This window comes from Rhodopseudomonas sp. P2A-2r (assembly GCF_026015985.1).
In the GTDB taxonomy this organism is placed as follows: domain Bacteria; phylum Pseudomonadota; class Alphaproteobacteria; order Rhizobiales; family Xanthobacteraceae; genus Tardiphaga.
The window spans coordinates 1,638,845-1,662,944 of sequence record NZ_CP110389.1 but is presented as its reverse complement, the minus strand read 5'-3'; the positions used below and the strand labels follow the sequence as shown (position 1 = coordinate 1,662,944).

Sequence of the window (24,100 nt, the reverse complement as noted above, 5' to 3'; positions counted from 1 at the left end):
GACCGGCCATGCCGCCCGCGCGATTGTCGTGACACCGGGATAGCCGGTTGCCCGAATTATTCAAGCCGCCGGTGGGGCGAGCGCTTCCTTCACCCTCCTCCAGGGGAGGGTGAAGGAAGGTCAGGGATGACGTGTAGAGAGGCCGTGCAAAGCAGGCCGCGTCGAACGGGATCCGCTCAGGCGGCGTTCTTCTGTTTCAAGCCGTCGTCATAGGACAGCGCGCTATAGTCCGACAGCGTCGCATACTTCAGCCCGACATCGGCCAGCGCATCCAGCTTGGCGGAGGTGTCGAATTTCTTCAGCTTGGTCTTGTCGACATAGAAGGTGTCGATCAGCTCGTTATAGACCGAGGTGCCGTCGATCGAGATGGCGAAGATATTGACGTCGCCGAACTTGATGGCGAAGCGGTTGCCCTGCGGCAGATCGGCGATGTAGATGAAATATTTTCCGTCGCCGTCGAAGGCGGCCCCGAAGGTTTCCACCAGCTTCGGCAGCGAGGCGTAGTCCTTGATCGACCCGGCGAGGAAGCCGATCGCCGGCTTGCCGCTTTCCGACACCGCGAACACTTCGCTGATGACGGTGTCGGGCGCGTCATAGGAGATGTCGCCGCGATAGCCGAAGCGGCCGTCGACATGGGTATTGGCGCTGAGCACCGGCTTCAGCAGCCGGCCTTCGGTGTCGAGCCGGGCGAACGGCGTGTCTGCAATGGCGACCATAATGGGAGTCCTTGATGGAGATTGTCGCGAACAGGCCAAAGCGACCGTGCTTCGCGCGGGTGCAACTCCATCATCGCAAGTTGCGTGCCAGCAAATTTGTCGTGATGCGGACAATTCAAGGCGGCCCGCACAACGCTGTCGTTCCGGGGTGCGGGCTGCGCCCTCGCGCCCCGGAATGACGTGAAACAAAAATGCCCGGCGCGAGCCGGCATTTTGATAGCAAGTCGAAGAAAGGCGTCGTGACGTTACGCCACCACTTCCTTGGTCTTTTCGGCGCGCTTGCGATCGGCGGCGTCGAGATGCTTCTTGCGCAGGCGGATCGACTTCGGGGTGATCTCCACCAGCTCGTCGCCCTCGATATAGGCCAGCGCCTTTTCCAGCGTCATGCGGATCGGCGGGGTCAGGCGGACGGCTTGTCCTTCGAGGTAGTGCGGATGTTGGAGAGCTGCTTGCCCTTGAGCACGTTGAGTTCGAGATCGTTCTCGCGGGTGTGCTCGCCGATGATCATGCCCTTGTAGACCTTCCAGCCGGGCTCGATCATCATCGGGCCGCGGTCTTCCAGCTTGAACATGGCATAGGCCACGGCTTCGCCGGCGTCGTTCGAGATCAGCACGCCGTTGCGGCGGCCGGCGATCTCGCAGTACGACGGCCAAGGCTGTCATTGCGATGGTGACCCAGGAGTGCTGCTGTGGCGCATGAGAAATGGCTGGCGCTGGACAATGAAAACCATGACCAGTTCGCGGCGGCCATGATGCTGTGCCAGGACCAGAGCGGATCATGCGTCCGCACCGGCCTATGTTCACACGACGGAGACTGCTTTCGGACGGACGTCGCGACCTATCGGCAGGCCGGCCGCATGATCAGGAAACTCGCCAGCGACCAGTCGGAGATGGTAAGGTCGGCGCTTCATGAGGCGGCGGCGCACATGGACACAATGGCGCTAGCCTGTAAGGGCCGAGCGCTGCTAAGCAGCGAACAGGGATGAGAAAATGACTTACATTCTTGTACTATTACTAGGCTATTCCAACTCTTCATCCGGCGTAAGCATGACCTCTGTTCCTGGGTTAGCAGACTTGACCGCATGCCAAAGCGCTGGCGAGGCCTGGAAGGTGCACGCAAATAGCGAAGTAAAACCGCGCTATTATTGCGTTCCAGCGCAGCGCTCTTGAGCAAAGTGCGTTGCTGATGTTGCGCCCTATGCGCTCTTTTCTAGCCTCGTGGGTTCCGGCGCGCTGCCCAGCTTGTCTTCGTAGGCCCTGCGAGCCATCATCACTTCCCTACTTCCGTTCTTAAGCAAAACGGCCCCGTAGGGCGGAGGGATTTGCTGATCCACCTGTTCGACAATAATGGTCAGAGCGTTTCCCATCGTGAGATAACGTCAAGTTTAACAAATGGATCCTTCTTGGCTGCGGTTACCCTTAAGGCCGACTAAACGATTTCGTTCAAATGCATCGATGCAGCGACATCCGCGCATCTAACGCGCCGCCATCATAAGCGATGAACGCTCGGCCGTCGTTTTTACGTTGGCAAGATGGGTGCGCCGTCGACCAAATCCTTCAGATGACGCTCGGCGGCGCAGCGTGCGAGATCGCCTGAAACAATCTTCCCGCTTACGACATCCTGCGCCCATTGCGTGGTCGGATCACTTGGCAACCGCCTTGAGATACCCACCCCCGACGACGGTCGGCTTTTGCCTTTGGACTTTTCCGCCATTGTTGCGCCGGCGCGGCGTGATCGTCAGCTCTGCCTCAGCGGCTGACGCCATCGCGTTCGCGTCCTTCAAAATTGTGAACCACGGATTGTATGCGGGCTGCTTCTTGCCCTTGCGCGGGAAGACTGCTCCCTCATCTGCGACGTGGCGCATCGCGATTTCGTAGAGCACGTAAGCGTCGACCAGGCGCTTGACCTGGCGCTCGTTGGCATTCGCCAGCTTCTCGGAGCTGCGCAGCTCACCGATGATGATGCGCCACTGCCGCCGAGCGAGATCCTGATCGAGCTCGTCGGTGAACTGGGCGGACCATTGCGGCTCGGTCAGTCCATCGACAACCGACGGGTCCGACTGCATTGGTGGCGGCGCGGACGGCACAAGCTTTAGCGGCGGCCCCGCTTTTTCCTTAGGCTTTCGCCCCGCACCCTCGCGCTTCCCACCTCTGGGCATATTGTTTGATTTCCAGCGAATTCAAACAGGCGAGATATCTTCATATTTTCAATGCGACTTCATTCGTATCGATGGTGCGCTGCACTTGATGAGCATTCACCTCGACGCGCGAGGGAGCTTCCTCCTAGCGCAAGCGTCCAGATCGCCAGTATAGCCAAGCGTCCCCAAGACCCGGTCCAACGCGCCTACGTCGTTCTTGATCTCGGCCAGGCGGTCCTGGATGCGGATTGCCTCATTGAACCGATGCCCCTCTTAGTCGGCGCCCCCGTTGCCGGTGCGCTCAAAGGGTTTCGATTCTGGACGGTAATCGTGTCGGTTATTCGAGCTGTGCAATTAGTTGCACAAGGCCCTCACCCCGCTAGCTAAGCTAGTCTGATACCGGAATTTTGAGCACCTTGGCGCTCGGCTAGCCTATTTCATTGCCCATTCCGTTGCCCGGGAAAGCGTTGAAAAGGCTAAGCTATTGATCAATTGGTCGGAGTGGCAGGATTTGAACCTGCGACCCCTGCGTCCCGAACGCAGTGCTCTACCGGGCTGAGCCACACTCCGACAATGGGCGGCTTATAGCCTTGGGTTTCGCATACCGCAAGAACCCCGCTAAAGAACCTGCGATACAATGAAGGATGCCCTGACATGGCCGTGGGCCTGACCACCCGGATGACCGCCGCCGATCCTGACGCGCTGAAGGATGCCGCCCGCTGCCTGCGAAACGGCGGTCTGGTGGCGTTTCCCACCGAGACCGTCTACGGGCTCGGCGCCGACGCCGGCAACGCGGCGGCGATTGCCCGGCTTTATCAGGCCAAGGGCCGCCCGGCCTTCAATCCGCTGATCGCCCATGTCGCAGACCTCGCGGCCGCACGAAACATCGCCGTTTTCGATGCCGAAGCGCTGAATCTCGCCGAATCGTTCTGGCCGGGGCCGCTGACGCTGGTACTGCCGAAGGCGCCGAACTGCCCTGTCGCGGATCTCGCCACCGCCGGGCTAGACACTGTCGCCGTCCGAATACCGGCCCACCCGGTGGCGGTGGCGCTGCTGCGGGCCTTCGGCGGCGCCGTGGTGGCGCCCTCGGCCAACCTGTCCGGTCACGTCTCCCCGACCACCGCGGCCCATGTGCAGAGCGATCTGGCCGGCCGTATCGACCTCATTGTCGACGGCGGTGCGGTTTCGGTCGGCGTCGAATCGACCATCGTCGGCTGTTTCGAGCAGCCGATGCTGCTGCGCCCGGGCGGGCTGCCGCGCGAGGCCATCGAGCAGGTGCTCGGGCGGGCCCTGCTGCAACCGCCCCAGGACCCGGACGGCGCCATGGCGCAGCCGCTCGCGCCGGGCATGCTGGCCTCGCATTACGCACCGCGTACGCCGGTGCGGCTGATGGCGGACGAGGTCCGTCCCGGCGAGGCGCTGCTGGCCTTCGGGCCCGCAGTCCTGCCCGGCATGGACAAAGCCATCGCGGTGATGAATCTATCCGGATTGGCCGATCTCGCTGAAGCCGCAACCAATCTTTTCGGCTATCTTCGCGCCCTCGATGCCCGGGGCGCCGCCGGCATCGCGGTGATGCCGGTGCCGGACCACGGCCTCGGCGAAGCCATCAACGACCGGCTGCGCCGCGCCGCGGTGTAACGAAGCAAGACCAAGAAACGCACGGGAAACCGCATGAACATCGCTTATCCGACGCCCGCCGCCCTTTCGCCCGACACCATCGCGCGCTTTCGCGCCATTGTCGGCGAAAAATATGCCGTCACCGACCAGGCCGACGTCCATCAATACGTGACCGAGGACCGCAACCTGTTCCGCGGGACCTCGCCGCTGGTGCTGCGGCCCGGCTCGACGGCCGAGGTCGCTGCGATCTGCAAGCTCGCCAGCGAAACCCGCACCGCGCTGGTGCCGCAGGGCGGCAATACCGGTCTAGTCGGCGGACAGACGCCCTATGGCGGCGAAGTCGTGCTGTCGATGCGCCGGATGGACCGGCTGCGCGATCTCGACACCGAATCCAACACCATGACCGTGGAAGCCGGCATGATCCTGCAAAATGCGCAGGCGCGCGCTGCCGAGGCCGACCGGCTGTTCCCGCTGTCGCTGGGCTCCGAGGGCAGCTGCACGATCGGCGGCAACCTGTCCAGCAATGCCGGCGGCACCACGGCGCTGGCCTATGGCGTGGCGCGCGAAATGGCGCTCGGGCTCGAAGTGGTGCTGGCCGACGGCCGCATCCTCAACGGCCTGACCAAGCTGAAGAAGGACAACACCGGCTACGACCTGCGCAACATCTTCATCGGCGGCGAAGGCACGCTCGGCATCATCACCGCAGCGACATTGAAGCTGTTCCCGAAGCCGCGCGCGGTCGAGACCGCCTTCGTCGGATTGAAGTCGCCGGACGACGCGCTGAAGCTGCTGGCCATCGCGCGCAACGAGGCCGCCGGCAGCCTGACCAGCTTCGAGCTGATCGCCAACATCGCGGTGGATTTCAGCGTCCGCCACGGCATCGGCGTCCGCGATCCCTTGCAGAGCAAGCATGCCTGGTACGTGCTGATGGAATTGTCGTCGATGCGCGAGGATGCGCGCGCCACGCTGGAAGCCATCCTCGAGCGCGCATTCGAAGACGGCATTGTCGACGACGCCGCGATCGCGGAAAACCTCAACCAGCGCCAGGCGTTCTGGAAACTGCGCGAGGAGATTTCCCCGGCACAGAAGCCGGAAGGCGGCTCGATCAAGCACGACGTCTCGGTGCCGGTCGCCGCGGTGCCGGTTTTCATCGCTGAGGCCAATGCCGCAGTGCTGAAGCTGATGCCGGGTGCGCGGCCGGTGCCGTTCGGCCATCTCGGCGACGGCAACATCCACTACAACGTGACCCAGCCGAAGGAGGGTTGGACCGCGGCGGACTTCCTGGCGCGCTGGCATGACGTCAACGAAGTCGTGTTCGAGGTGGTGCTGCGCATGGGCGGTTCGATCTCGGCCGAGCACGGCATCGGCCGGTTGAAGGCCGCCGACCTGCCCTCGGTGAAGGATCCGGTAGCGATCGAGCTGATGCGCTCATTGAAGGCGATGCTCGATCCGCTCGGCATTCTCAATCCCGGCAAGGTGTTGCTGGCGGTCGAGCGATGAAAGTCTCGTCACTGACAGATGCGGATATAGCCGGCGTCATCGCGCTGTGGCGGCGCTGCGGACTGGTGCGGCCGTGGAACGATCCGGAAGCCGACATCCGGCTCGCACGCTCCGGCAACAATGCCGATGTGCTGGTCGGCCACGATGGCGACAGCATCGTCGCATCGGTATTGGTCGGCCATGACGGCCATCGCGGATGGGTCTACTACGTCAGCGTCGATCCCGATCATCAACGCAGGGATTTCGGCCGCGCCATCATGACGGCGGCGGAGAACTGGCTGCGTGCACGCGGCATCGAAAAGCTGCAATTGATGGTGCGCGGCGACAACACGCGGGTGAAGGCATTTTACGAGTCGATCGGATTCGGTGAGCAGGAGCGCGTCATCTATGCGAAGTGGCTCGACGGACGTGAATTGACGCCGTGATCTAAACTGTTGCTCCAGGGCGCGAGGGCAACGCCCGAGCAAACCCGGAACGACAGTGTGCTTAGAACAATGACCCCTGCCCGCCATCTTCCGGCGCAGCCATGGCCACCTTGCGCGCGACCGGCTTTTTTGCCGGCGGTGCCGCGGCCTCGGCGGCCGATATCGGCAGGATCAATTGCGCGTCGTCATTGGCGACCTTATTGACCGCTGGCGAGACCGGGTGCCAGACGAAGTCGCCATCGTCAGGCGCGTGCAGCAGCGGCATCACGTCCGATGCGTTGTCGCTGCTGCAATCCAGCCAGCGCGAAAAGTCATCCGGCGCGATGGTCACCGGGACGCGCTGGTGCAGCACCGACATGCCGGTGCTGGCCGCCGCCGTGACGATGGCCACGGTGTCGACTTCCTCGCCGTTCGGTCCCATCCAGGTTTCCGCCAGCGCCGCAAAACCGAACGGCTGCGCATCGCGCTGATGGATGAAGTACGGCTGTTTGCGTTTGTCGATGGTCTGCCACTCGTAATAGCCGTCTGCCGGGATCAGGCAGCGACGCCGCCGGATGGCATTTCTGAAGGCCGGCTTTTCCTGCACGGTTTCGCTGCGCGCATTGATCAGCAGCGTGAACTTGCGGGGATCCTTCACCCATGACGGCAAAAGGCCCCAGCGCATCAGGCGAAAGTGCCGCGCGCCGTTCTCCAGGATAACCACGGGGATCGGTTGCGTCGGCGCAACATTGTACCGCGGCGGAAAATTGGGCTGCTCGGCGTAGCCAAATACCTGCCTCAGTGCCGCCGGTGCGGATGTAATGACAAAACGCCCGCACATTGACTCACCTATGCGCCAATCTCTTCAGGTGGTTTTAACCTGAAACGCCGACAGTGCCAAAGATGACCATGACGGCTCAAAAACCGGCGCAGACTGATCGCCACAATCCGGATGATGCCGATGCCGGCACGCCTGCGTCCGCTGCCGAACTGATCGCCGCCAACATCAATCCGCGCACCGGCCTCGCCACGGACTACCTGAACCACTTCAACGAAGCCATCATGCTTCTTGAGATGATTCCGGACATGCCCGATTGCTTCGAGCTGTTCCTGGAGTGGGAGCCGCTGACCTACGCCGAGCATTTCATCAAATCGAACTTCAAGTCGCGTGACCTGGCGATCGCCTCCTATGAATCGGCGAGCCTCCCCGTTCGCGCCGAATTCGACACCGTCGTCGCCACCATGACATCGATCCTGACGGCGGTCGGCGATGCCATGCGCGAGGCCAAGCAGGACAAGACCCGCGCCACCCTGGCCGAACAGGCGGTCGGCTGGGTCAAGCCGCTGGTGGCGGTGGCTGGTGGCGTCATCAACGGCCGGGATCAGGAGCCCGACGTCGATTACATCATGACCCATTGACCCTCATGAGCCCGCAAACTCCCATCCGGCCGCAGCTTGCGGTGAGCGCTTCGATCTTCCGTGACGGCAGGATCCTGCTGGTCCGCCGTGCCCGTGCGCCCGGTCTCGGCCTGTGGTCGCTCCCCGGCGGCCGGGTCGAGTTCGGGGAATCGCTCGAGATCGCGTTGCGGCGCGAGGTGATGGAAGAAACCGGGCTGCAGATCGACATTGCCGGGCTGGCCGGGTGGCGCGAGGTGCTGCCCGGCGCCAACGGCAGCACCGCGCATTTCGTCATCATGTCCTTCGCCACGCGCTGGCGCGCCGGCGAACCTGTGCTGAACGAGGAACTCGACGATTTGGCCTGGTTGCCGCCCGATGCCCCCGGCGACCGCCCGCTGACCCCCGGCCTGCCCGAGATCATCGCCGCCGCCCGGGCCCTGATCGGCGCCTGACGGCCCGGCATCCGATACGACCCGGCATTGCCTTGCACCGCCCGCCCCGAGAAGGCATATCTCGGCAGCTCCGGATACCCTTCATGCTCAAACGTCTCACCGTTGCCTTCTTCATTCTCGCGACCTGCGGCCTGGGGCCGATCCGGGCGCAGGACGCGGCTGCGCCGTTCGACGGCGACCTGCAGCGGCTGGCGGAGATCTTGGGCACCCTGCACTATCTGCGCGGCATCTGCGGCAGCAACGAAGGCGCCAAATGGCGCAACGAGATGCAGGCGCTGGTCGATGCCGAGACACCGTCCGGCGAGCGCCGCGCCCGCATGATCGCCGGCTTCAACCGTGGCTATAACGGGTTCCAGCAGACCTACCGGACCTGCACCCCGGCCGCCGGCATCGCCATCCGCCGCTATATCGACGAAGGCGCGAAGATCTCGCGGGATCTGACCGCGAGGTATGCGAACTGAGGGGGCGCCCTTTTTCCTTGCCCCGCCCGGCGAAGCGCAGCTTCGCTAGGCGGGGAGAGGTAACATTCAGTGTTTCCCCGCCCCCATGTAGCCGAACAGGAATCCCGCGACCTTGCGTTTCTGGATTTCCTCGCTGCCTTCGGTGATGCGGTAGCGGCGGTGGTGGCGATAGATGTGCTCGAACGGCTTGTGACGGGAATAGCCCATGCCGCCATGGACCTGCATGGCGCGGTCGGCAGCCTCGCAGCACAGCCGGTTGGCCCAGAAATTACACATCGAGACGCGATCCGACAGCGTGTGCTCGACTTCCGCCTGGGTGAGCTTGTCCATTTCCCACGCGGTCTTGCGGATCAAGAGCCGCAGCATCTCTGCCTGGGTGGCAAGCTCCACCAGCGGCCACTGGATCGCCTGGTTCTCGGCCAGCGCCTTGCCGAACGGTTTTCGCTCGCGCGCGTATTTGACGCTTTCCTCGATGCAGTACACCGCGGCACCCAGCGAACTTGCCGCCTGGCGGATGCGGTTCTCATGCACAAAGCATTGCGCCAATGACAGGCCGCGGCCGACCTCGCCAAACAGCGCATCGTCCGGCACGAACACGTCGGTGAAACTGACGCGCGGATGATCGGTGGGCATGTTGAAGGTCCACAGATACTCCTCGATCTTCACGCCCTCGGCTTTCGCCGGCACCAGGAAGCAGGTGATGCCGCGCGCATCGCCGTCATTGCCCGAAGTGCGCGCGAACAGCGCGCAATGGGTCGCCACATGCATGCCGGTGGTCCACATCTTTTCGCCATTGATCACCCAGCCGGAGACACCGTTGCGCGTCGCCTGCACCGCGCGGCTTTCCATATGGGTCGCGTCGGAGCCATGCTCGGGTTCGGTGAGTCCGAAGGTGATGCGGTACTTGCCGGTGATCGAGCCTTCGATCATCGCCTTCTGGTCGTCGCGGCCATAGCGGTCGAGCATCGTCACCAGCGGCAGGTTGCCGACGATGGAGTGCTCATTCTGCAGGTCGTTGTGCAGGCCAAGACCCTTTGCGGCAAAATGCTCGCGGATGACAGCCATCCACAGATTGGAGCCGGCCTTGCCGCCATAGGCCTTCGGGATCGCGAAGCGCAGATGGCCGGCATCATCGGCCAGCGTTTTCACGCGGCGCAGCAGCGCTTCCCACTCATGGCGCGGCAGCCCGCCATTCTCGAAATCGGTGCGCGCCCATTCGCGGCGATGATCGAAGAAGCGGATGTTGTCGTCGGCATCCTCGATCGGCTTGATCTCTTTGGCGATGAAGCGATCGAGCTCGGCGAGATAGGCGACCAGATCGGCCGGCAATGAAAAATCCAAGGCGCTCTCCCGGTTCTGTCGCGAGCTTTGTTGCTCTTGTTAATCGAGCGATTAAGATGACATCGTCAGATCAAGTCAAGCGCGGCCCATCGCCGGATATTCTGCACAACGAAAAAACAAGGGAGGCCGCAATGGCTCTGCAATTCTCGACCGTGACCCGCAAGGGTCCGATCACCATCGTGACGCTGTCGCGGCCCGAAGTGTACAACGCGCTGCACACCGACGCACACAATGAGCTGCACGACGTGTTCAACGACTTCGCCGCCGACCCCGAACAATGGGTGGCGATCGTCACCGGCGCCGGCGACAAGGCGTTCTGCGCCGGCAACGACCTGAAATGGCAGGCTGCCGGCGGCAAGCGCGGCTGGAACACGTCGGGCTTTGCCGGACTTACCGCGCGGTTCGATTGCGACAAACCGATCATCGCCGCGGTCAACGGCGTCGCCATGGGCGGGGGTTCGAGATCGCGCTGGCCTGCGACCTGATCATCGCCTCGGAGAATGCGGTGTTCGCGTTGCCCGAACCGCGCGTCGGCCTTGCCGCCATGGCCGGCGGGTTGCACCGGCTGCCGCGTCAGATCGGTCTGAAGCGCGCCATGGGCATGATCCTCACCGGCCGCCATGTCAAAGCACAGGAGGGCCTTGAACTCGGCTTCGTCAACGAGGTGGTGCCGCAGGGCCAGGCGCTGGCCGCTGCCGAGCGCTGGGCACAGACCATCTGTGGCAACAGTCCGATGTCGATCCGCGCCTCCAAGCAGGTCATCGAACGCGGGCTGGCCGTATCGCTGGAACAGGCCATCGCCGAGCAGCGCGAATATCCCGCGGTGAAGGCGATGGTGGCGTCGCAGGATTATATCGAGGGCCCGAAGGCGTTTGCGGAAAAGCGCAAGCCGAACTGGGTGGGAAAGTAACAAACTGTTGCGTGCCCCGGACGCGATGCAACACGAAGTGTTGCTTCGCAGATCCGGGGCCCACTTTTCTTGTCGCCCATGGGTCCCGGATCTGCGGAGCAGCGCAAAGAGCGCTGCACCGCGTCCGGGACACGTGTGGCTAGCGCCAGTGCGTAGCTACTTTTTGAGTTCTTCTTGATACGCCGCGTAGTTTGGCTGATCGACAGCCAGCTTCGCTAGCGTCGTCTGCCACAGATGATCCTTCACGCCGGGCGTTTCCAGATCGATGTTGCCCTGCGCAATACGTTCGGCAAGGTCTGCGTTCAAGCCTGCCAGCGTGCCGTGCACGCCGAGCAGCATAGTCAGACCGTGCAATTCCGCGGCATCGCTCCCCCTGCAACGACAATTGCCGCGCCACCAGATCGAGCGCATTGAGCGAGACCCGCAGCTTGAAGGCAGCGTGGCCGGAAATTTGCGGCACGATGTCGGCGCGGAGAAACTCGGCGACCGCATTGATCAGTTCAACCGGGGTCGGTTCGTCCTGCATTTCATGATCCTTCTTGACGGGGCATGATCCTGTCCGAAAACCGGATTCCACTTTTCGGGATCATGCCCGCGGTGCCAGCAGCCGCAACAGATCGATCTCGGTTTCCGACGAACGGCGCCCGATCATGGCGCGCTCGACCGAATGCTCAGGTCCCTCGCGAAACCGTTGCATCATGCCGCAGCACATCACGCCCCAGCGCAAGGTGCCCATCACTTCCCAGAACTTGACGCGCTCGGCATCGATGCGGCCGCCGCCGGCTTCTTGATAGCCGGCGAACAGATCCTCACGCGAACCGAAGCCGCCGACCGGCTTGTCGATCTCGCCGAACCGCCAGGAATTGACGCAGATCCAGCCGAGATCTTCCATGGGATCGCCGGTGTGCGCCAGCTCCCAGTCGAGCACGGCGCGGATGCCGTCGGCCCCGATCATCAGATTGCCGTGACGGAAATCGCCATGCACGAGGGTGGTGTGCTCCGGCGGACCGGGGTCGCGATCGCGGAGCCAGCGCAGTGCCAATTCGAATACCGGCCGCGGCCAGTTGAAGCTGCGGATGTCGCGGGCAAGTTCGTCGATTTCCGTTGCGGCAGTCATGCGACGAAGTTCAGGCAATTGTGGCAGCGCGATTCCGTGGATTTTTGCCAGGATGGCGCCGGCCTGTCGCGCCAGTTTCGGGCGCACCCCGGCGAAAATCGCATCGCGCAGAATCTTCCGCGGGATGGTCTCGCCGTCGATCCGCTGCATGATGAAGCCGGTGCCGAGCCGGTCACCATCCTCCAGCACATGCAGCACCACCGGCGCCGGCACGCCGGCGTTCCGGGCCAGCCGAATCAAGGCCGCCTCGGTGTCGAGCCCGCAGGCGCGCCCCGATGCCGCGCCAAAACCCTGCGGCGCACGACGCAGGATGGCGCCGATCGCGCCATCGGGATGCACGATGTCGAATGACCACGTCTCCTGGCTGGCGCCGCCGGACAGGCGCACCGCCGACGTCACGCCGGTAGCGCCCGGACACCACGCCGCCGCGCTGCGCGCCAGCAGCTCGTCCATGGTTGCCGCGGCGGTCAAGCCGCCCACGCGCAGTTACTTGCCCTTGAACTTGGCGGGACGTTTTTCGAGGAACGCGGAGACGCCTTCCTTGAAATCCTCGGTAGCGCCGGCGATGCGCTGCGATTCGTATTCGAGGTTGATCTGCTCCTCGAAGGAATTCTCCGAACTCTCCCAGTACATCTTGCGGATCAGCGACAGCGACACCGTCGGGCCGTTGGCGAGGTCGTGGGCGAGCTTCATGGTCTCCTCCATCAAGACCGCATCCTCATGAACGCGATTGATCAGGCCCCATTCCAGCGCCTTCTCGGCAGGCAGCCGCTCGCCGAGCAGCGACAGCTCCACCGAGCGCGCCTTGCCGACCAGGCGCGGCAGCAGCCAGGTCGAGCCGCAATCCGGCACCAGCCCGATGCGGCGGAATGCCTGCAGGAAATATGACGAGCGCGCGCACAGGATGATGTCGCCCATCAGCGCGAAGCTCATGCCGGCGCCGGCGGCGGGGCCGTTCACCGCGGTCACGATCGGGCAATGCAGGTTGCGCAGCCGGCGCAGGAACGGATGAAAGGCGGTCTCCAGCGCGGCGCCGGCGCCGCTCTTCGTCTTGGTCACCTGGTTGTTGCGGCCCTGCAAATTGGCGCCGGTGCAGAAGGCGCGGCCGGCACCGGTGATCACCAGGCAGCGTACCTCGTCGCGCTTATCGTCGATCGCATCGAGCGCCTCGCCGAGACCGCCGAGCATGTCGATCGACACGGCATTCATCACCTCCTGATGGTCGAGTGTGAGGATGGCGACCGGGCCGTCGAAATCGAGCGTGACATGGGTGAACTGCATCGTTTCCTCGTCAATGATCCGCGTGTTTATTCCGCGGTGTGGCAGAAGCATTTGATCTCTGCATATTTGATTTTTCCGGCGCGCTTGTCCATGCTCCCGCGCGAGCACCTGATCGCCCCCGGACGCGCGACCAACGCACGCCAAACAACGGAAACGCCGATGAGCATCTTCGATCTGAGCGGCCGTGTGGCCATCGTCACCGGCGGCAATGGCGGCATCGGCCTCGGCATCGCGCAGGCACTGGCCGCGGCCGGCGCCAGCGTCTCGATCTGGGGCCGCAACGCCGACAAGAATGCGATGGCGGCCGCGACCATGGCGGGCAGCGCGGGCAAGGTCGACAGCCAGGTCTGCGACGTCACCGACACGGCTTCGGTGAAGGCCGCCATGGATGCCACGCTGCAAAGGTTCGGCAGGGTCGATGGCTGCTTTGCCAATGCCGGCATCGGCGGCGGCGGACGCCACGCCTTCATCGATCGCACCGAGGAGCAGTGGCGCAGCATGTTCGCCACCAATCTCGACGGCGTGTTTCACGTCTTCCAGGCAGCGGCGCGGCACATGACCGAGCGGGCGGAAGCCGGCGACAAGTTCGGCCGGCTGGTGGCGACCTCCAGCCTTGCGTCGATCTTCGGCACCGCGCGCAACGAGCACTATGCCGCGACCAAGGCCGCGATCAACGCGCTGGTCCGCGCGCTCGCCGTCGAACTGGCGCGCCAGGGCGTCACCGCCAATGCCATCCTGCCGGGCTGGATCAAGAGCGACATGACGGCGGGCCTGATGGCCAACGACAAGTTCGTCGCCAATGTGATGCCGCGAATTCCGATGCGCCGGTTCGGCGAGCCGTCCGACTTCGGCGGCATCGCGGTGTATCTGATGAGCAAGGCGTCGTCCTATCACACCGCCGATACATTCGTGATCGACGGCGGCTATACGGCGTTTTGAGGCGAACACTCCGCTGCCGTCATCCTGAGGCGCGAGCCACTTGGCGAGCCTCGAAGGATGCGGCGACAAGCGCAGGCGGCACATCCTTCGAGGCCGTCGCAAGTGCGACGGCGCCTCAGGATGACGGCCGAGTATGTTGAGCGCTCGTCAGGATGCCGCCGCCTTGTGCGTGACCGTCTCCACCGTCATCGCAAATCCCTCGTAATCCTTTGCCGCGACGTCGTTGCAGATCTGTCGGTAGACGCCGACGCCGCCGATGTAGGGCATGAAGATCTGCGGCTTGCCGGGGATGTTGGCGCCCATGTACCAGGAATTGGCCTGCGGATAGAGCGTGCCCTGCGCGACCTCGTTGACATGGGCCACCCATTTGTCTTCGGCCGGGCGCATCGCCTCCATGGTCTCAACGCCGCGGTCGCCCATATAGGCGAGGCAGTCGGCGATCCAGTCGACGTGCTGCTCGATGGACACGATCATGTTCGACAGCACCGAGGGACTACCGGGGCCGGTGATCAGGAACAGGTTGGGGAAGCCGGCGCTCATCAGGCCGAGATAGGTGCGCGGGCCTTCCGCCCATTTGTCGTTGAGCGTCTGGCCGCCCCGGCCGCGAATGTCGATCTTCGCCACCGAGCCGGTCATCGCGTCGAAGCCGGTGGCCAGCACCAAGGCATCGACCTCATAATCCTTGCCGCCGCTGCGCACCGCATGCGGCAGGATCTGCTCGATCGGATGCGAGCGGATATCCACCAGCTTCACGTTCGGGCGATTGAAGGTGGCGTAGTAGTCGGTATCGACGCAAATGCGTTTTGAACCGACAGGATGGTTGTCCGGCTGCAGCAGTCTTGCGGTCTCGGGATCCTCAACGATCTCCGCGATTTTTTCGCGGATGAAATTCGCCGCAGTGTCGTTGGCAGCCTGCTCCAGCGCGAGATTGTTGTAGACACCCATGAAGGTCAGTCCGCCCGATGTCCAGCGCGCCTGGTATTTCTGGCTCCTGATATCGTCGGGATCGTCGAGCGCGCCGCGGTCGGGCACCACCTGCAGGATACCGTTCTTCATATCCTCTCGGGCGCGCCGACGCAGCTCTGCATAATCCGCGCGCCAGCGCGCGCGCTCCTCGTCGGTGAGCGGTGCATTGCGCGCCGGCACGCTGAAATTGGCGGTGCGCTGAAACACCAACACCTGGCTCGCCTGCTCGGCGATCAGCGGAATGGACTGAATCGCCGACGAACCGGTGCCGATCACACCGACGCGCAGGCCGGTGAAGTCCACCGGTGCATGCGGCCAGTGGCCGGTGTGATAGACCTCGCCCTGAAAATCGCGCAGGCCCTTGAACTCCGGCATCCGGGCATTGGACAGGCAGCCGGTGGCCAGCACGACATGGCGCGCGGAAACGCTGCCGCCGGAGGTCGTCACCGTCCAGCGGTTGCTGTGCTCGTCGAACACGGCGGACTCGACGCGGGTGTCGAGCTGGATATCGCGGCGCAGGTCAAAGCGGTCGGCGACGTGGTTGGCGTAGCGCAGGATTTCCGGCTGCGGCGCGTAGCGCTCGCTCCAGTTCCACGTCTGCTGCAGTTCGTCGTCGAACGAAAACGAATATTGCATGCTTTCGACGTCGCAGCGCGCGCCGGGATAGCGGTTCCAGTACCAGGTCCCGCCGACATCACCGCCCTGCTCATAGACCCGCGCCGTAAGACCGAGGCCGCGCAGTCGGTGCAGCATGTACAGGCCGGCGAATCCGGCGCCGACCACGACGACGTCATAGCGCGCGGCTGGCTTGCCCTGGGCGGATTGCGGCTGCGTGGCCATGGTGTTGCTCCCTGCGTTTTATTTTGCTTGTTGCGCCCAGCATTTGCCCCATGACGCGAAAGCGCAAGCAGGAAATCGGCGACGCGCACGGCCGATATTTTGCCGGGCGGAATGACATTGTACTGCTGTCGTCCCCGCGAAAGCGGGGATCCAGTCAACGCGCCTTCCGAGCGACTCGCTTGCGCGACGGCAAACTGGGTCACCCGCTTTCGCGGGTGACGACAATGGCAAAAGCTTCGCCTCTCTTGGCACCACCGCATCTCCTGCGCTAGCGTCGCAGCAACCCGCCGAACGAGCGGGCACGACCCCGCCGGGAGCAACGCATCATGAAATCGCCAATCTGCGCGATGCTGGGGATCGACTTTCCCCTGCTCGCCTTCAGCCATTGCCGCGACGTGGTCGCCGCCGTCAGCCGCGCCGGTGGCTTCGGCGTGCTCGGCGCCACCGTGCATTCGCCGGAGACGCTGGAGCAGGAGCTGAAGTGGATCGACGCCCACGTCGATGGCAGGCCCTACGGCATCGACGTGCTGATCCCGGAGAACATGTCGACGGCCGGCGAGAAGAACGTGACGTGGAAGAGCCTGGAGAGCCGCGTGTCGCCGGCGCATCGCGATTTCACCGAAAACCTGCTGAAGAAATACGGCATCGAGCTCACCATGACCGAAGTGCCGGCCGACCAGCCGCAGCCATTCGACGGCACGCGGGCGCTGGAACTGCTCGACGTGTCCTTCAACCATCCGATCCGGCTGATCGCCAATGCGCTGGGCGTGCCGCCCAAGGCAATGATCGAGATGGGCAAGCAGCACGGCGTGCCGGTCGCGGCCCTTGTGGGCGCCCGGGAGCACGCCATCCGCCAGGTGGCGGCGGGCGTCGACATTCTAGTGGCGCAGGGCACCGAGGCCGGCGGCCATTGCGGCGAGGTATCGACCATGGTGCTGGTGCCGGAAGTGATCAAGGCCATCAAGCCGATCCGCGACGTGCCGGTGCTGGCCGCTGGCGGCATCATGACCGGACGGCAGATGGCGGGGTGCATGGCCATGGGGGCCGCCGGCGCCTGGACCGGCTCGGTGTGGCTGGCCACGGTGGAATCCGAGACGACGGAGATCTTTCGCGAGAAGATGATCGCCGCCTCGTCGCGCGATGCCGTGCGCTCGAAGGGCCGCACCGGCAAACCCGCACGGCAATTGCGTTCCGTCTGGACCGACGCCTGGGATCGCGGGCCGGACAGTCCGGGCGCGCTGCCCATGCCGTTACAGAGCATCATCAGCCGCGACGCCTTCGCCTCCATCGATCGTTCCGCCGCGGCTGGCAATGCCGCCGCGCGCGACCTGGTCAGCTATTTCGTCGGCCAGGGCGTCGGTCTGATTGACAGCGTCAAATCCGCAGGCGCAGTTGTGCAGGAGTTCAAGGAAGATTTTGCCGATGCCGCCGAGCATCTGGCTGCGCTGGTAGCGGAATAGATGGAGCTCGCAGCCATCCTTCGAGGCGCGCAACTGCGCGCACCTCAAGATGACGATAAGCTTGTTGCAGCCGTCACCCTGAGGTGCTCGCCGCTTCGGCGAGCCTCGACGGGCGACGGCGAGATGATGACCTAAGAAAGTGAAACAACAAAATGACCGACCAAACTGAAGACCGCATTCCCGTCATCGTCGGCGTCGGCGAATTCTCCGATCATCCGAAGGAGATCGCCGCCGGCCTCGAGCCGCTGGCGCTGATGGTGCAGGCACTCACGCGCGCGGAACAGGACAGCGGCGGCAGGCTGCTCCACGACATCGACTCCTCGACATCGTGAATTTTCTGAGCTGGCGCTATCACGATCCGGCAAAGCTGCTCAGCGACAGGCTCGGCATCGCACCGAAGCATTGCTACTACGGCCCTGTCGGCGGCGAGAGTCCGATCCGCTACATCCACGAGGCGGCGCAACGTATCGCGCGCGGCGAATCCCGCGTGGCGGCGATCTGCGGCGCGGAGGCGCAGTCGACCGCCACCAAGGCCGAGCGCGCCGGCGTGACACTGCCGTGGCCGCCCTTTGCCCATGACGCGCCGGAGCCGCTGCGCGGCGCCAACTACCAGAGGCCGATGGCCGCCACACTCGGCGTCGCCAAGCCGGTCACGGTGTATCCGTTCTACGAAGCGGCGACGGCCGCGCATTGGGGGCTGACGCCGCGCGAAGCGGCCGAAGAGTCCGGCGAACTGTGGGCGCGCTATGCCGCAGTCGCCGCCCAAAATCCCGAAGCCTGGATCAAGAAGGCCTACACGCCCGCCGAGATCACCACGCCCACTCCCGACAACCGGCTGATCGCCTGGCCCTACACCAAGCTGATGGTGGCCAACCCGATGGTCAACCAGGCGGCGGCGATTTTGGTGACCAGCCTCGCGAAGGCGCGCGCCGCAGGGATCCCTGAGGACCGCATGGTGCACATCCACGGCGGCGCCTCGGCCGAGGAGCCGCGCGATTATCTCGATCGTGACCAGTTCTACGAAAGCCACGCCCAGAATGCGGTGCTGACGGCGGCGATGGATCTGGCCAACGACAAGGGCTTCGACGCCATCGAGCTATACAGCTGCTTTCCCTGCGTGCCAAAGATGGCGCGGCGGACGCTCGGCCTCGGCGCCGACGTGATGCCCACGGTAACCGGCGGCCTCACCTTCTTCGGTGCACCGCTCAACGACTACATGGCGCATGCCGCCTGCGCCATGGTGCGCAAGATCCGCGCCGGCGCGACAACCGGCCTGCTCTATGGCCAGGGTGGCTTCGTCACCAAACATCATGCGCTGGTGCTGTCGTCGCAACCTCCCAGGGACGCGCTGGCACAGGACACCAACGTGCAGGCCGAGGCCGACCGTAACCGCCGGCCGGTGCCGCGCTATGTCACGGAAGCATCGGGCAACGGCACGGTCGAGAGCTTTACGGTGATCTACGGACGCAACGGCAACGCCGAGCACGGCGTGGTGATCCTGCGCACCGCCGACAATGCCCGCGCCCTGGCGCGTGTGCCGGCTGATGGCGCCACGCTGGCGCATCTGATGAACATGGACCGCAGCCCGGTGGGGACGGTGGGGACGGTGGGGACGATCAGCGCGGCTGGGGACGGCGTGCTGGAGTGGAAAGTGGGGTAGCGGCCTCGGGCGCTGTAGTCCCCTCCCCCTCGTGGGGGAGGGTGGCCGCGCGCAGCGCGGGCGGCAGAGGGGGCCACGGGCTCTGAAGCAAGAGCCCCTCTCCCGTCTCGAACCCCGCTTCGCGGGGCTTCGATCCACCCTCTCCCGCCTGCGCGCAGCTTCGCTGCGCTTGTGGGAGAGGGAAAAACAGAGCCGCGTTGCTTTGTCAATCGGCCGTCAGACCTACTCTCAGCCCTTCACGTCCTGCTTTTCCGACGCTGTGGCCGGCTTGGTGTCTTTCGCCGTATTCGACACCCGCACCTGGTCGCCGTCGTTCAGACCATCCGGCGGCGCGGTGACGATGCGATCGTCCGGCGCGATGCCGGAGCCGATTTCGATGTCGCGGCCGAGGTCGCGGGCGATGGTCACGGGCTTGAACAGGATCCTGTCGTCCGCGGTGACGGTGGCGACGCGCAGGCCGTCCTTGCTGAAGATCAGCGCACCGGCCGGGATGTGCAGCGGCGCGCTGTCGCGGATCAGGCTCATCTTCACATTGGCGTAGCCGCCCGGCATCAGTTCGCCCTTCGGATTGTCCAGCACCAGCTGCATGCGGGTGGTGCCGGAGCCGACATCGACCGACTGCGAGGAGGCTTCGACGGTCGCCGGGAAGGTCCGGTTCGGATAATCGGGGACCGAGATGATGGCCTTGGCACCGATCCGGATGGCCGGCACATAGCTCTGCGGCACATCGACATAGACGCGCAGCTTCCTGATGTCGGAGATCACGAACATCGCCAGCCCCGTCCCGGTGCCGCCGGAGATCAGCGCGCCGACGTCGGTGTTGCGCTGGGTGACGACGCCGTCGAACGGCACGGTGATCTTCTTGTAGCCGGCCAGCGCTTCCAGCCGTTCGACATTGGCGGTGCCGGAATTGACCGCCGCCTTCTTGTTGGCGAGGTCGGCGGAGCGCTCGTCGATTTCCTGCGCCGACACGAAGTTCGAGGCGACCAGCGACTTGCGGCGGGTCAGCGTCGCCTCCGACAGCCGGGCGCTGGACTGCTGGCTGGCGAGGTCGGCGCGGGCCTGCAGCAGCTGCTGGTCGAGATCGGGCGCCTCGATCTCGGCGATCACCTGGCCGGCCTTGACCTGGGCGCCGATGTCGGCGCTCCACTCCTTTAGATAGCCGCTGACCCGGGCGAAGATCGGCGCCCTTGTATAGGCCTCGAGCCGGCCCGGCAGATCCAGCGTCGCGTTGAGCGCCCGCGGGTCGGCGTTGGCGACCGCCACGCTCGGGATCGCCTGCGCTTCCGTCCAGCTCCTCAGCTCGCTGTCGGTCTTCGCCCGCGCCATGATGCCGGTGACGACGATGGCCCCGGCCGCGCACAGGCCGACAACCCCGACCAGCCCGAGTTTGCGCAGGGACACCGGCTTCGCGTCGACCTGCTTGGGATCAGTGGACATGCGACAACTCCGAGCTGCCCGCTTCCGCAGGCGACTGCTTCTTGTGGACCATACTGAAGACCACCGGGACGAACACCAGCGTGGCAATCGTAGCAAAAATCAGGCCGCCGATCACGGCGCGGCCGAGCGGCGCATTCTGCTCGCCACCCTCGCCCAGCCCCAGCGCCATCGGCGCCATGCCGATGATCATCGCCAGCGCGGTCATCAGCACCGGCCGGAAGCGGACGAAGCCGGCTTCCGAGGCGGCGGCGATGGGGTCGCCGAGGATGGCGTAGCGCTCGCGGGCGAAGGAGATCACCAGCACCGAATTGGCGGTAGCGACGCCCATGCACATGATGGCGCCGGTCAGCGCCGGCACCGACAATGTGGTGTGGGTGATGAACAGCATCCAGACGATGCCGGCGAGCGCCGCCGGCAGCGCGGTGATGATCACGAAGGGATCGGACCACGACTGGAAATTGACCACGATCAGCAGGTAGATCAGCACGACCGCGCCGAGCAGGCCGAACAGCAGGCCCGAGAAGGCCGAATTCATGGTCTGCACCTGGCCGAGCAAAGCGACGTTGCTGCCGCGCGGCACATCAGCCCTGGTGGCGTCGATCACCTTGTAGATGTCATTGGCGACCGCGCCGAGATCCCGGCCCTGGGTGGTGGCGTAGATCTGCACCATGGTCTGAATGTCGTATTGCGACACCACGGCGTTGGAAGCCGATCGCCTGATATTCGCAACACCGCCAAGGATCGGCGTTGTGCTTGCATTGACGGCAGTGATCGGCAGCGTCTCCAGGGCGCCCAGCGAGTCCATCCTGTATTGCGGCGTCTGCATCACGATGGAATAGGAAATGCCGTTGTCCGGATTCAGGAAATAGGTCGGCGCCACCTGCGAACTGCCCGCCAGATTGACCACCAGCGAATTGGTGACGTCGCGTGCGGTGAGGCCGACATATTGCGCGCGGGTGCGGTCGACATCGACGTTGAAGCCCGGATTGTTCGGTGACTGCTGGATGCGCGCGTCGGCGATCCCGGGAATGCGGCGCATCTGCGCCAGCAGCTTGCTGGCATAGGCATAGTTGCCGGCAAGGTTGTTGCCCCTGATCTGCAGATCGATGGGGGCCGGCGCCCCGAAGTTCAGGATCTGACTGACGATATCCGCGGGCAGGAAGGCGAAGCTGACGCCGGGGAACTGCCGCGGCAGTTGCTCGCGCAATGCCTGCACATAGAGCGCGGTCGGCTTGTGGTGTTCCTTCAGCTTGATCTGGAAGTCGCCGTCCTGCGATCCGATCACGCCGGTGTTGTTGTAGGTCAGATTGATGCCGGAGACGGGCATACCGATATTGTCGGTCATCGCGTCGATCTGGTCCGGCGGAATGATCTTGCGGATCGCCTTGGTGATGTCGGCGAACTGGTTGGCGGTTTCCTCGACCCGGGTGCCGACCTGGGTGCGCACATGCATCAGGATGCTGCCGCCATCGACGGTGGGAAAGAAGTTGCGGCCGAGGAACGGCACCAGCAGGAAGGAGACGGCGACAACGCCGAGAAAGCCGACCACGAACACCGGACGGTGCGAGAGCGCCAGATCGAGCAGCCCGTGATAGCCCGCGCGAAATCGTTCGAAGCGGGCCTCGAAGCCGCGCTGGAATTTCACCAGCGGGTTGCGCGTGGGCGGTCGCTCGCCCTCGGCATGCTGCACGTGCTTGTGCAGCAGGTATTTGGCCATGGTCGGCACCAGCGTGCGCGACAGCAGGAACGACCACAGCATGGCGAACATCACGGCTTCGGCCATCGGCACGAACAGGAAGCGCGCAATGCCGTTGAGGAAGAACATCGGCACGAACACGATGCAGATGCACAGCAGCGACACGAAGGCCGGTACCACGATCTGGTTGGCGCCGTCCATGATGGCCGGCTCGACGTCCTTGCCGTGCTCCAGATGGTAGTTGATGTTCTCGATGGTCACCGTGGCATCGTCGACCAGGATGCCGACCGCCAGAGCGAGGCCGCCCAGCGTCATGATGTTGAGCGTCTCGCCGATCATCGACAGCATGATGATGGCGCCGAGGATCGACAGCGGGATCGACACCGCGATGATCACCGTCGAGCGCCAGCTGCCGAGAAACAGCAGGATCATCACGGATGTCAGCAGCGCTGCGATGACGCCTTCGACGGCGACGCCCTCGATGGCGCCGCGCACGAACGCCGACTGGTCGCCGATATAGCTGATCTTGACCCCGTCCGGCAGCGCCGGGCCGTAATCGATCACCTTCTGCTTGATGCCGGCGATGATATCCAGCGTCGACACCGAGCCGGCCTTCAGCACCTGCATGATGACCGAACGGCTGCCGTCGACATGGACGATATTGGTCTGCGGCGAATTACCGTCGCGCACAGTGGCGATGTCGCGCACATAGAGCATGGCGCCGTTGACGCTGCGGATCGGCAGGTTGCCGAGTTCGTCGATCTTCACCGCGGCATTGTTGAGATTGATGGTGTATTCGAACGCACCGATCTTCTGGGTACCGACCGGCGTGATCAGGTTCTGCGCGGCCAGTGCGTTGGCAACGTCCTGGCCGGACAGGCCGCGCGCCTGCAGCGCGCCGGGGTTGAGATCGATGGTGACCTGCCGCTGCTTGCCGCCGAACGGAAACGGAATCGCCGCGCCGGGCACGGTGACGAGCTGCGTGCGCAACTGGTTGAAGGCGATGTCCTGCAGCTGCTGTTCGTTGAAGCCTTCGCCGGACAGCGCGATGTTGATGATCGGCACCGTCGACGCCGAGTAGTTCAGGATCAGCGGCGGAGTCGCGCCCGGCGGCAGCTGCCGGATCAACGTCTGGGAAATCGCCGTGACCTGGGCGTTGGCGGTGCGGATATCGACATTGGGCTGGAAGAAGATCTTGACGATGCCGAAGCCGGCATAGGAATTCGCCGAGATGTGTTCGATGTCATTGACCGTGGTGGTCAGCGCACGCTGGAACGGCGTGGTGATGCGCCCGGCCATCTGGTCCGGCGGCAGGCCGGTATAGCCCCAGATAACGCCGATGACGGGGATGCGGATCTCGGGGAAAATATCCGTCGGCGTGCGCAAAGCCGCCAGCGGGCCGACGATCAGAAGCAGCAGCGCGAGCACGACGAAAGTATAGGGTCGGCTCAACGCAATGCGCACCAAAGCAATCATCGAACAGGTATTCCTCAAATGCCGTGGGGACGATGCGCAGGACCTTCCATTCGCCGGCAAAGATTTACCTGAACCCCGCAGAATAGCCAACGTCCGCGGCATCAGACCGCTTCACTTCGAGGACATCAGTGCGATTTGGCACCCGGCCGTGGCGGCGGGGCAACCGTTTTGAGCCCGAGAGCGACGGCGTGCCGACTTCACGATGCGCAATGCCTGTTTTCTGCGCGCCGCGCCTGCCTATTGAGACACCTTCGCGCAAGACGATTGTGCGGCGGTGCCTGACGCTGAC

General features: G+C 64.3%; 18 protein-coding genes, 1 tRNA gene and 4 pseudogenes. 11 read left to right on the top strand and 12 right to left on the bottom strand.

Annotation, left to right across the window (positions count from 1 at the left end; translation table 11 throughout):
* Positions 1-176: 176 nt before the first annotated feature.
* The 4 genes and pseudogenes from ONR75_RS07865 to ONR75_RS07850 form a co-directional block, all read right to left on the bottom strand.
* Positions 177-716 carry a hypothetical protein gene (locus ONR75_RS07865; protein WP_265082101.1) on the bottom strand — a complete coding sequence of 180 codons (540 nt, stop codon included), beginning with the start codon at positions 714-716 and terminating at the stop codon, positions 177-179.
* 245 nt (positions 717-961) lie between these two features.
* Positions 962-1,353 (bottom strand): annotated as a pseudogene (locus ONR75_RS07860) (translational GTPase TypA); the annotation flags it as partial.
* A 1,005-nt stretch (positions 1,354-2,358) separates the two neighbouring features.
* Complete coding sequence (locus tag ONR75_RS07855; protein WP_265082100.1) at positions 2,359-2,781, bottom strand: P27 family phage terminase small subunit; 423 nt, start codon at positions 2,779-2,781, stop codon at positions 2,359-2,361.
* 565 nt (positions 2,782-3,346) lie between these two features.
* Positions 3,347-3,423 (bottom strand) — tRNA-Pro (locus tag ONR75_RS07850).
* 84 nt (positions 3,424-3,507) lie between these two features.
* Between ONR75_RS07850 and ONR75_RS07845 the strand changes: the two genes are divergently transcribed.
* The 3 genes from ONR75_RS07845 to ONR75_RS07835 are packed head-to-tail and all read left to right on the top strand — an operon-like array spanning position 3,508 to position 6,395.
* Positions 3,508-4,491, top strand: coding sequence for an L-threonylcarbamoyladenylate synthase (locus tag ONR75_RS07845; protein WP_413776450.1), 984 nt, complete (start codon positions 3,508-3,510; stop codon positions 4,489-4,491).
* A 33-nt stretch (positions 4,492-4,524) separates the two neighbouring features.
* Complete coding sequence (locus ONR75_RS07840) at positions 4,525-5,970, top strand: FAD-binding oxidoreductase (RefSeq protein WP_265082099.1); 1,446 nt, start codon at positions 4,525-4,527, stop codon at positions 5,968-5,970.
* A complete protein-coding gene (locus ONR75_RS07835) occupies positions 5,967-6,395 on the top strand; it encodes a GNAT family acetyltransferase (RefSeq protein ID WP_265082098.1) in 429 nt (142 codons plus the stop codon). Before ONR75_RS07840 ends, ONR75_RS07835 begins: the two co-directional genes overlap by 4 nt.
* A gap of 61 nt (positions 6,396-6,456) precedes the next feature.
* On the opposite strand, the gene ONR75_RS07830 is transcribed toward ONR75_RS07835, so the two are convergent.
* Positions 6,457-7,215: an SOS response-associated peptidase gene (locus ONR75_RS07830; protein WP_265082097.1), complete on the bottom strand. Its 759-nt coding sequence runs from the start codon at positions 7,213-7,215 to the stop codon at positions 6,457-6,459.
* A 62-nt stretch (positions 7,216-7,277) separates the two neighbouring features.
* Here ONR75_RS07830 and ONR75_RS07825 point away from each other — a divergent pair, with 62 nt between their 5' ends.
* From ONR75_RS07825 to ONR75_RS07815, 3 genes are all read left to right on the top strand, one after another.
* On the top strand, positions 7,278-7,793 hold the full coding sequence (locus ONR75_RS07825) for a hypothetical protein (protein WP_265082096.1): 516 nt from the start codon (positions 7,278-7,280) through the stop codon (positions 7,791-7,793).
* Positions 7,794-7,798: 5 nt separating this feature from the next.
* On the top strand, positions 7,799-8,224 hold the full coding sequence (locus tag ONR75_RS07820; RefSeq protein ID WP_265083584.1) for an NUDIX hydrolase: 426 nt from the start codon (positions 7,799-7,801) through the stop codon (positions 8,222-8,224).
* Positions 8,225-8,307: 83 nt separating this feature from the next.
* Positions 8,308-8,685, top strand: a complete 378-nt coding sequence (locus ONR75_RS07815) for a TIGR02301 family protein (protein ID WP_265082095.1) — start codon at positions 8,308-8,310, stop codon at positions 8,683-8,685.
* A gap of 66 nt (positions 8,686-8,751) precedes the next feature.
* On the opposite strand, the gene ONR75_RS07810 is transcribed toward ONR75_RS07815, so the two are convergent.
* Complete coding sequence (locus ONR75_RS07810; protein WP_265082094.1) at positions 8,752-10,026, bottom strand: acyl-CoA dehydrogenase family protein; 1,275 nt, start codon at positions 10,024-10,026, stop codon at positions 8,752-8,754.
* A gap of 131 nt (positions 10,027-10,157) precedes the next feature.
* Between ONR75_RS07810 and ONR75_RS07805 the strand changes: the two are divergent.
* Positions 10,158-10,936, top strand: a pseudogene (locus ONR75_RS07805) (enoyl-CoA hydratase-related protein).
* 156 nt (positions 10,937-11,092) lie between these two features.
* On the opposite strand, the pseudogene ONR75_RS07800 reads toward ONR75_RS07805, so the two are convergent.
* The 3 genes and pseudogenes from ONR75_RS07800 to ONR75_RS07790 form a co-directional block, all read right to left on the bottom strand.
* A pseudogene (locus tag ONR75_RS07800) lies at positions 11,093-11,462 on the bottom strand (DUF6285 domain-containing protein).
* A gap of 60 nt (positions 11,463-11,522) precedes the next feature.
* Positions 11,523-12,506 carry a phosphotransferase family protein gene (locus tag ONR75_RS07795; protein ID WP_265083583.1) on the bottom strand — a complete coding sequence of 328 codons (984 nt, stop codon included), beginning with the start codon at positions 12,504-12,506 and terminating at the stop codon, positions 11,523-11,525.
* 33 nt (positions 12,507-12,539) lie between these two features.
* Entirely contained in the window at positions 12,540-13,334 is a 795-nt protein-coding gene (locus ONR75_RS07790; RefSeq protein ID WP_265082093.1) for an enoyl-CoA hydratase/isomerase, read from the bottom strand.
* A 159-nt stretch (positions 13,335-13,493) separates the two neighbouring features.
* Here ONR75_RS07790 and ONR75_RS07785 point away from each other — a divergent pair, with 159 nt between their 5' ends.
* Positions 13,494-14,273: an SDR family NAD(P)-dependent oxidoreductase gene (locus tag ONR75_RS07785; protein ID WP_265082092.1), complete on the top strand. Its 780-nt coding sequence runs from the start codon at positions 13,494-13,496 to the stop codon at positions 14,271-14,273.
* A 147-nt stretch (positions 14,274-14,420) separates the two neighbouring features.
* On the opposite strand, the gene ONR75_RS07780 is transcribed toward ONR75_RS07785, so the two are convergent.
* A complete protein-coding gene (locus ONR75_RS07780; RefSeq protein ID WP_265082091.1) occupies positions 14,421-16,079 on the bottom strand; it encodes a flavin-containing monooxygenase in 1,659 nt (552 codons plus the stop codon).
* A gap of 326 nt (positions 16,080-16,405) precedes the next feature.
* Between ONR75_RS07780 and ONR75_RS07775 the strand changes: the two genes are divergently transcribed.
* Both ONR75_RS07775 and ONR75_RS07770 read left to right on the top strand, forming a co-directional pair.
* Complete coding sequence (locus tag ONR75_RS07775) at positions 16,406-17,539, top strand: nitronate monooxygenase (RefSeq protein WP_265082090.1); 1,134 nt, start codon at positions 16,406-16,408, stop codon at positions 17,537-17,539.
* 152 nt (positions 17,540-17,691) lie between these two features.
* Positions 17,692-19,199 (top strand): annotated as a pseudogene (locus ONR75_RS07770) (acetyl-CoA acetyltransferase).
* 228 nt (positions 19,200-19,427) lie between these two features.
* Here ONR75_RS07770 and ONR75_RS07765 read toward each other — a convergent pair.
* The gene (locus ONR75_RS07765; protein WP_265082089.1) at positions 19,428-20,639 is read right to left on the bottom strand and encodes an efflux RND transporter periplasmic adaptor subunit; all 1,212 of its coding nucleotides are present in this window, start codon (positions 20,637-20,639) and stop codon (positions 19,428-19,430) included.
* A complete protein-coding gene (locus tag ONR75_RS07760; RefSeq protein WP_265082088.1) occupies positions 20,629-23,811 on the bottom strand; it encodes an efflux RND transporter permease subunit in 3,183 nt (1,060 codons plus the stop codon). The genes ONR75_RS07765 and ONR75_RS07760 overlap by 11 nt, the downstream gene beginning before the upstream one ends.
* On the opposite strand from ONR75_RS07760, the gene ONR75_RS07755 reads away from it, so the two are divergent.
* Positions 23,792-23,983, top strand: coding sequence for a hypothetical protein (locus ONR75_RS07755; protein ID WP_265083932.1), 192 nt, complete (start codon positions 23,792-23,794; stop codon positions 23,981-23,983). The two genes, ONR75_RS07760 and ONR75_RS07755, sit on opposite strands and share 20 nt — an antisense overlap.
* Positions 23,984-24,100 lie beyond the last annotated feature (117 nt).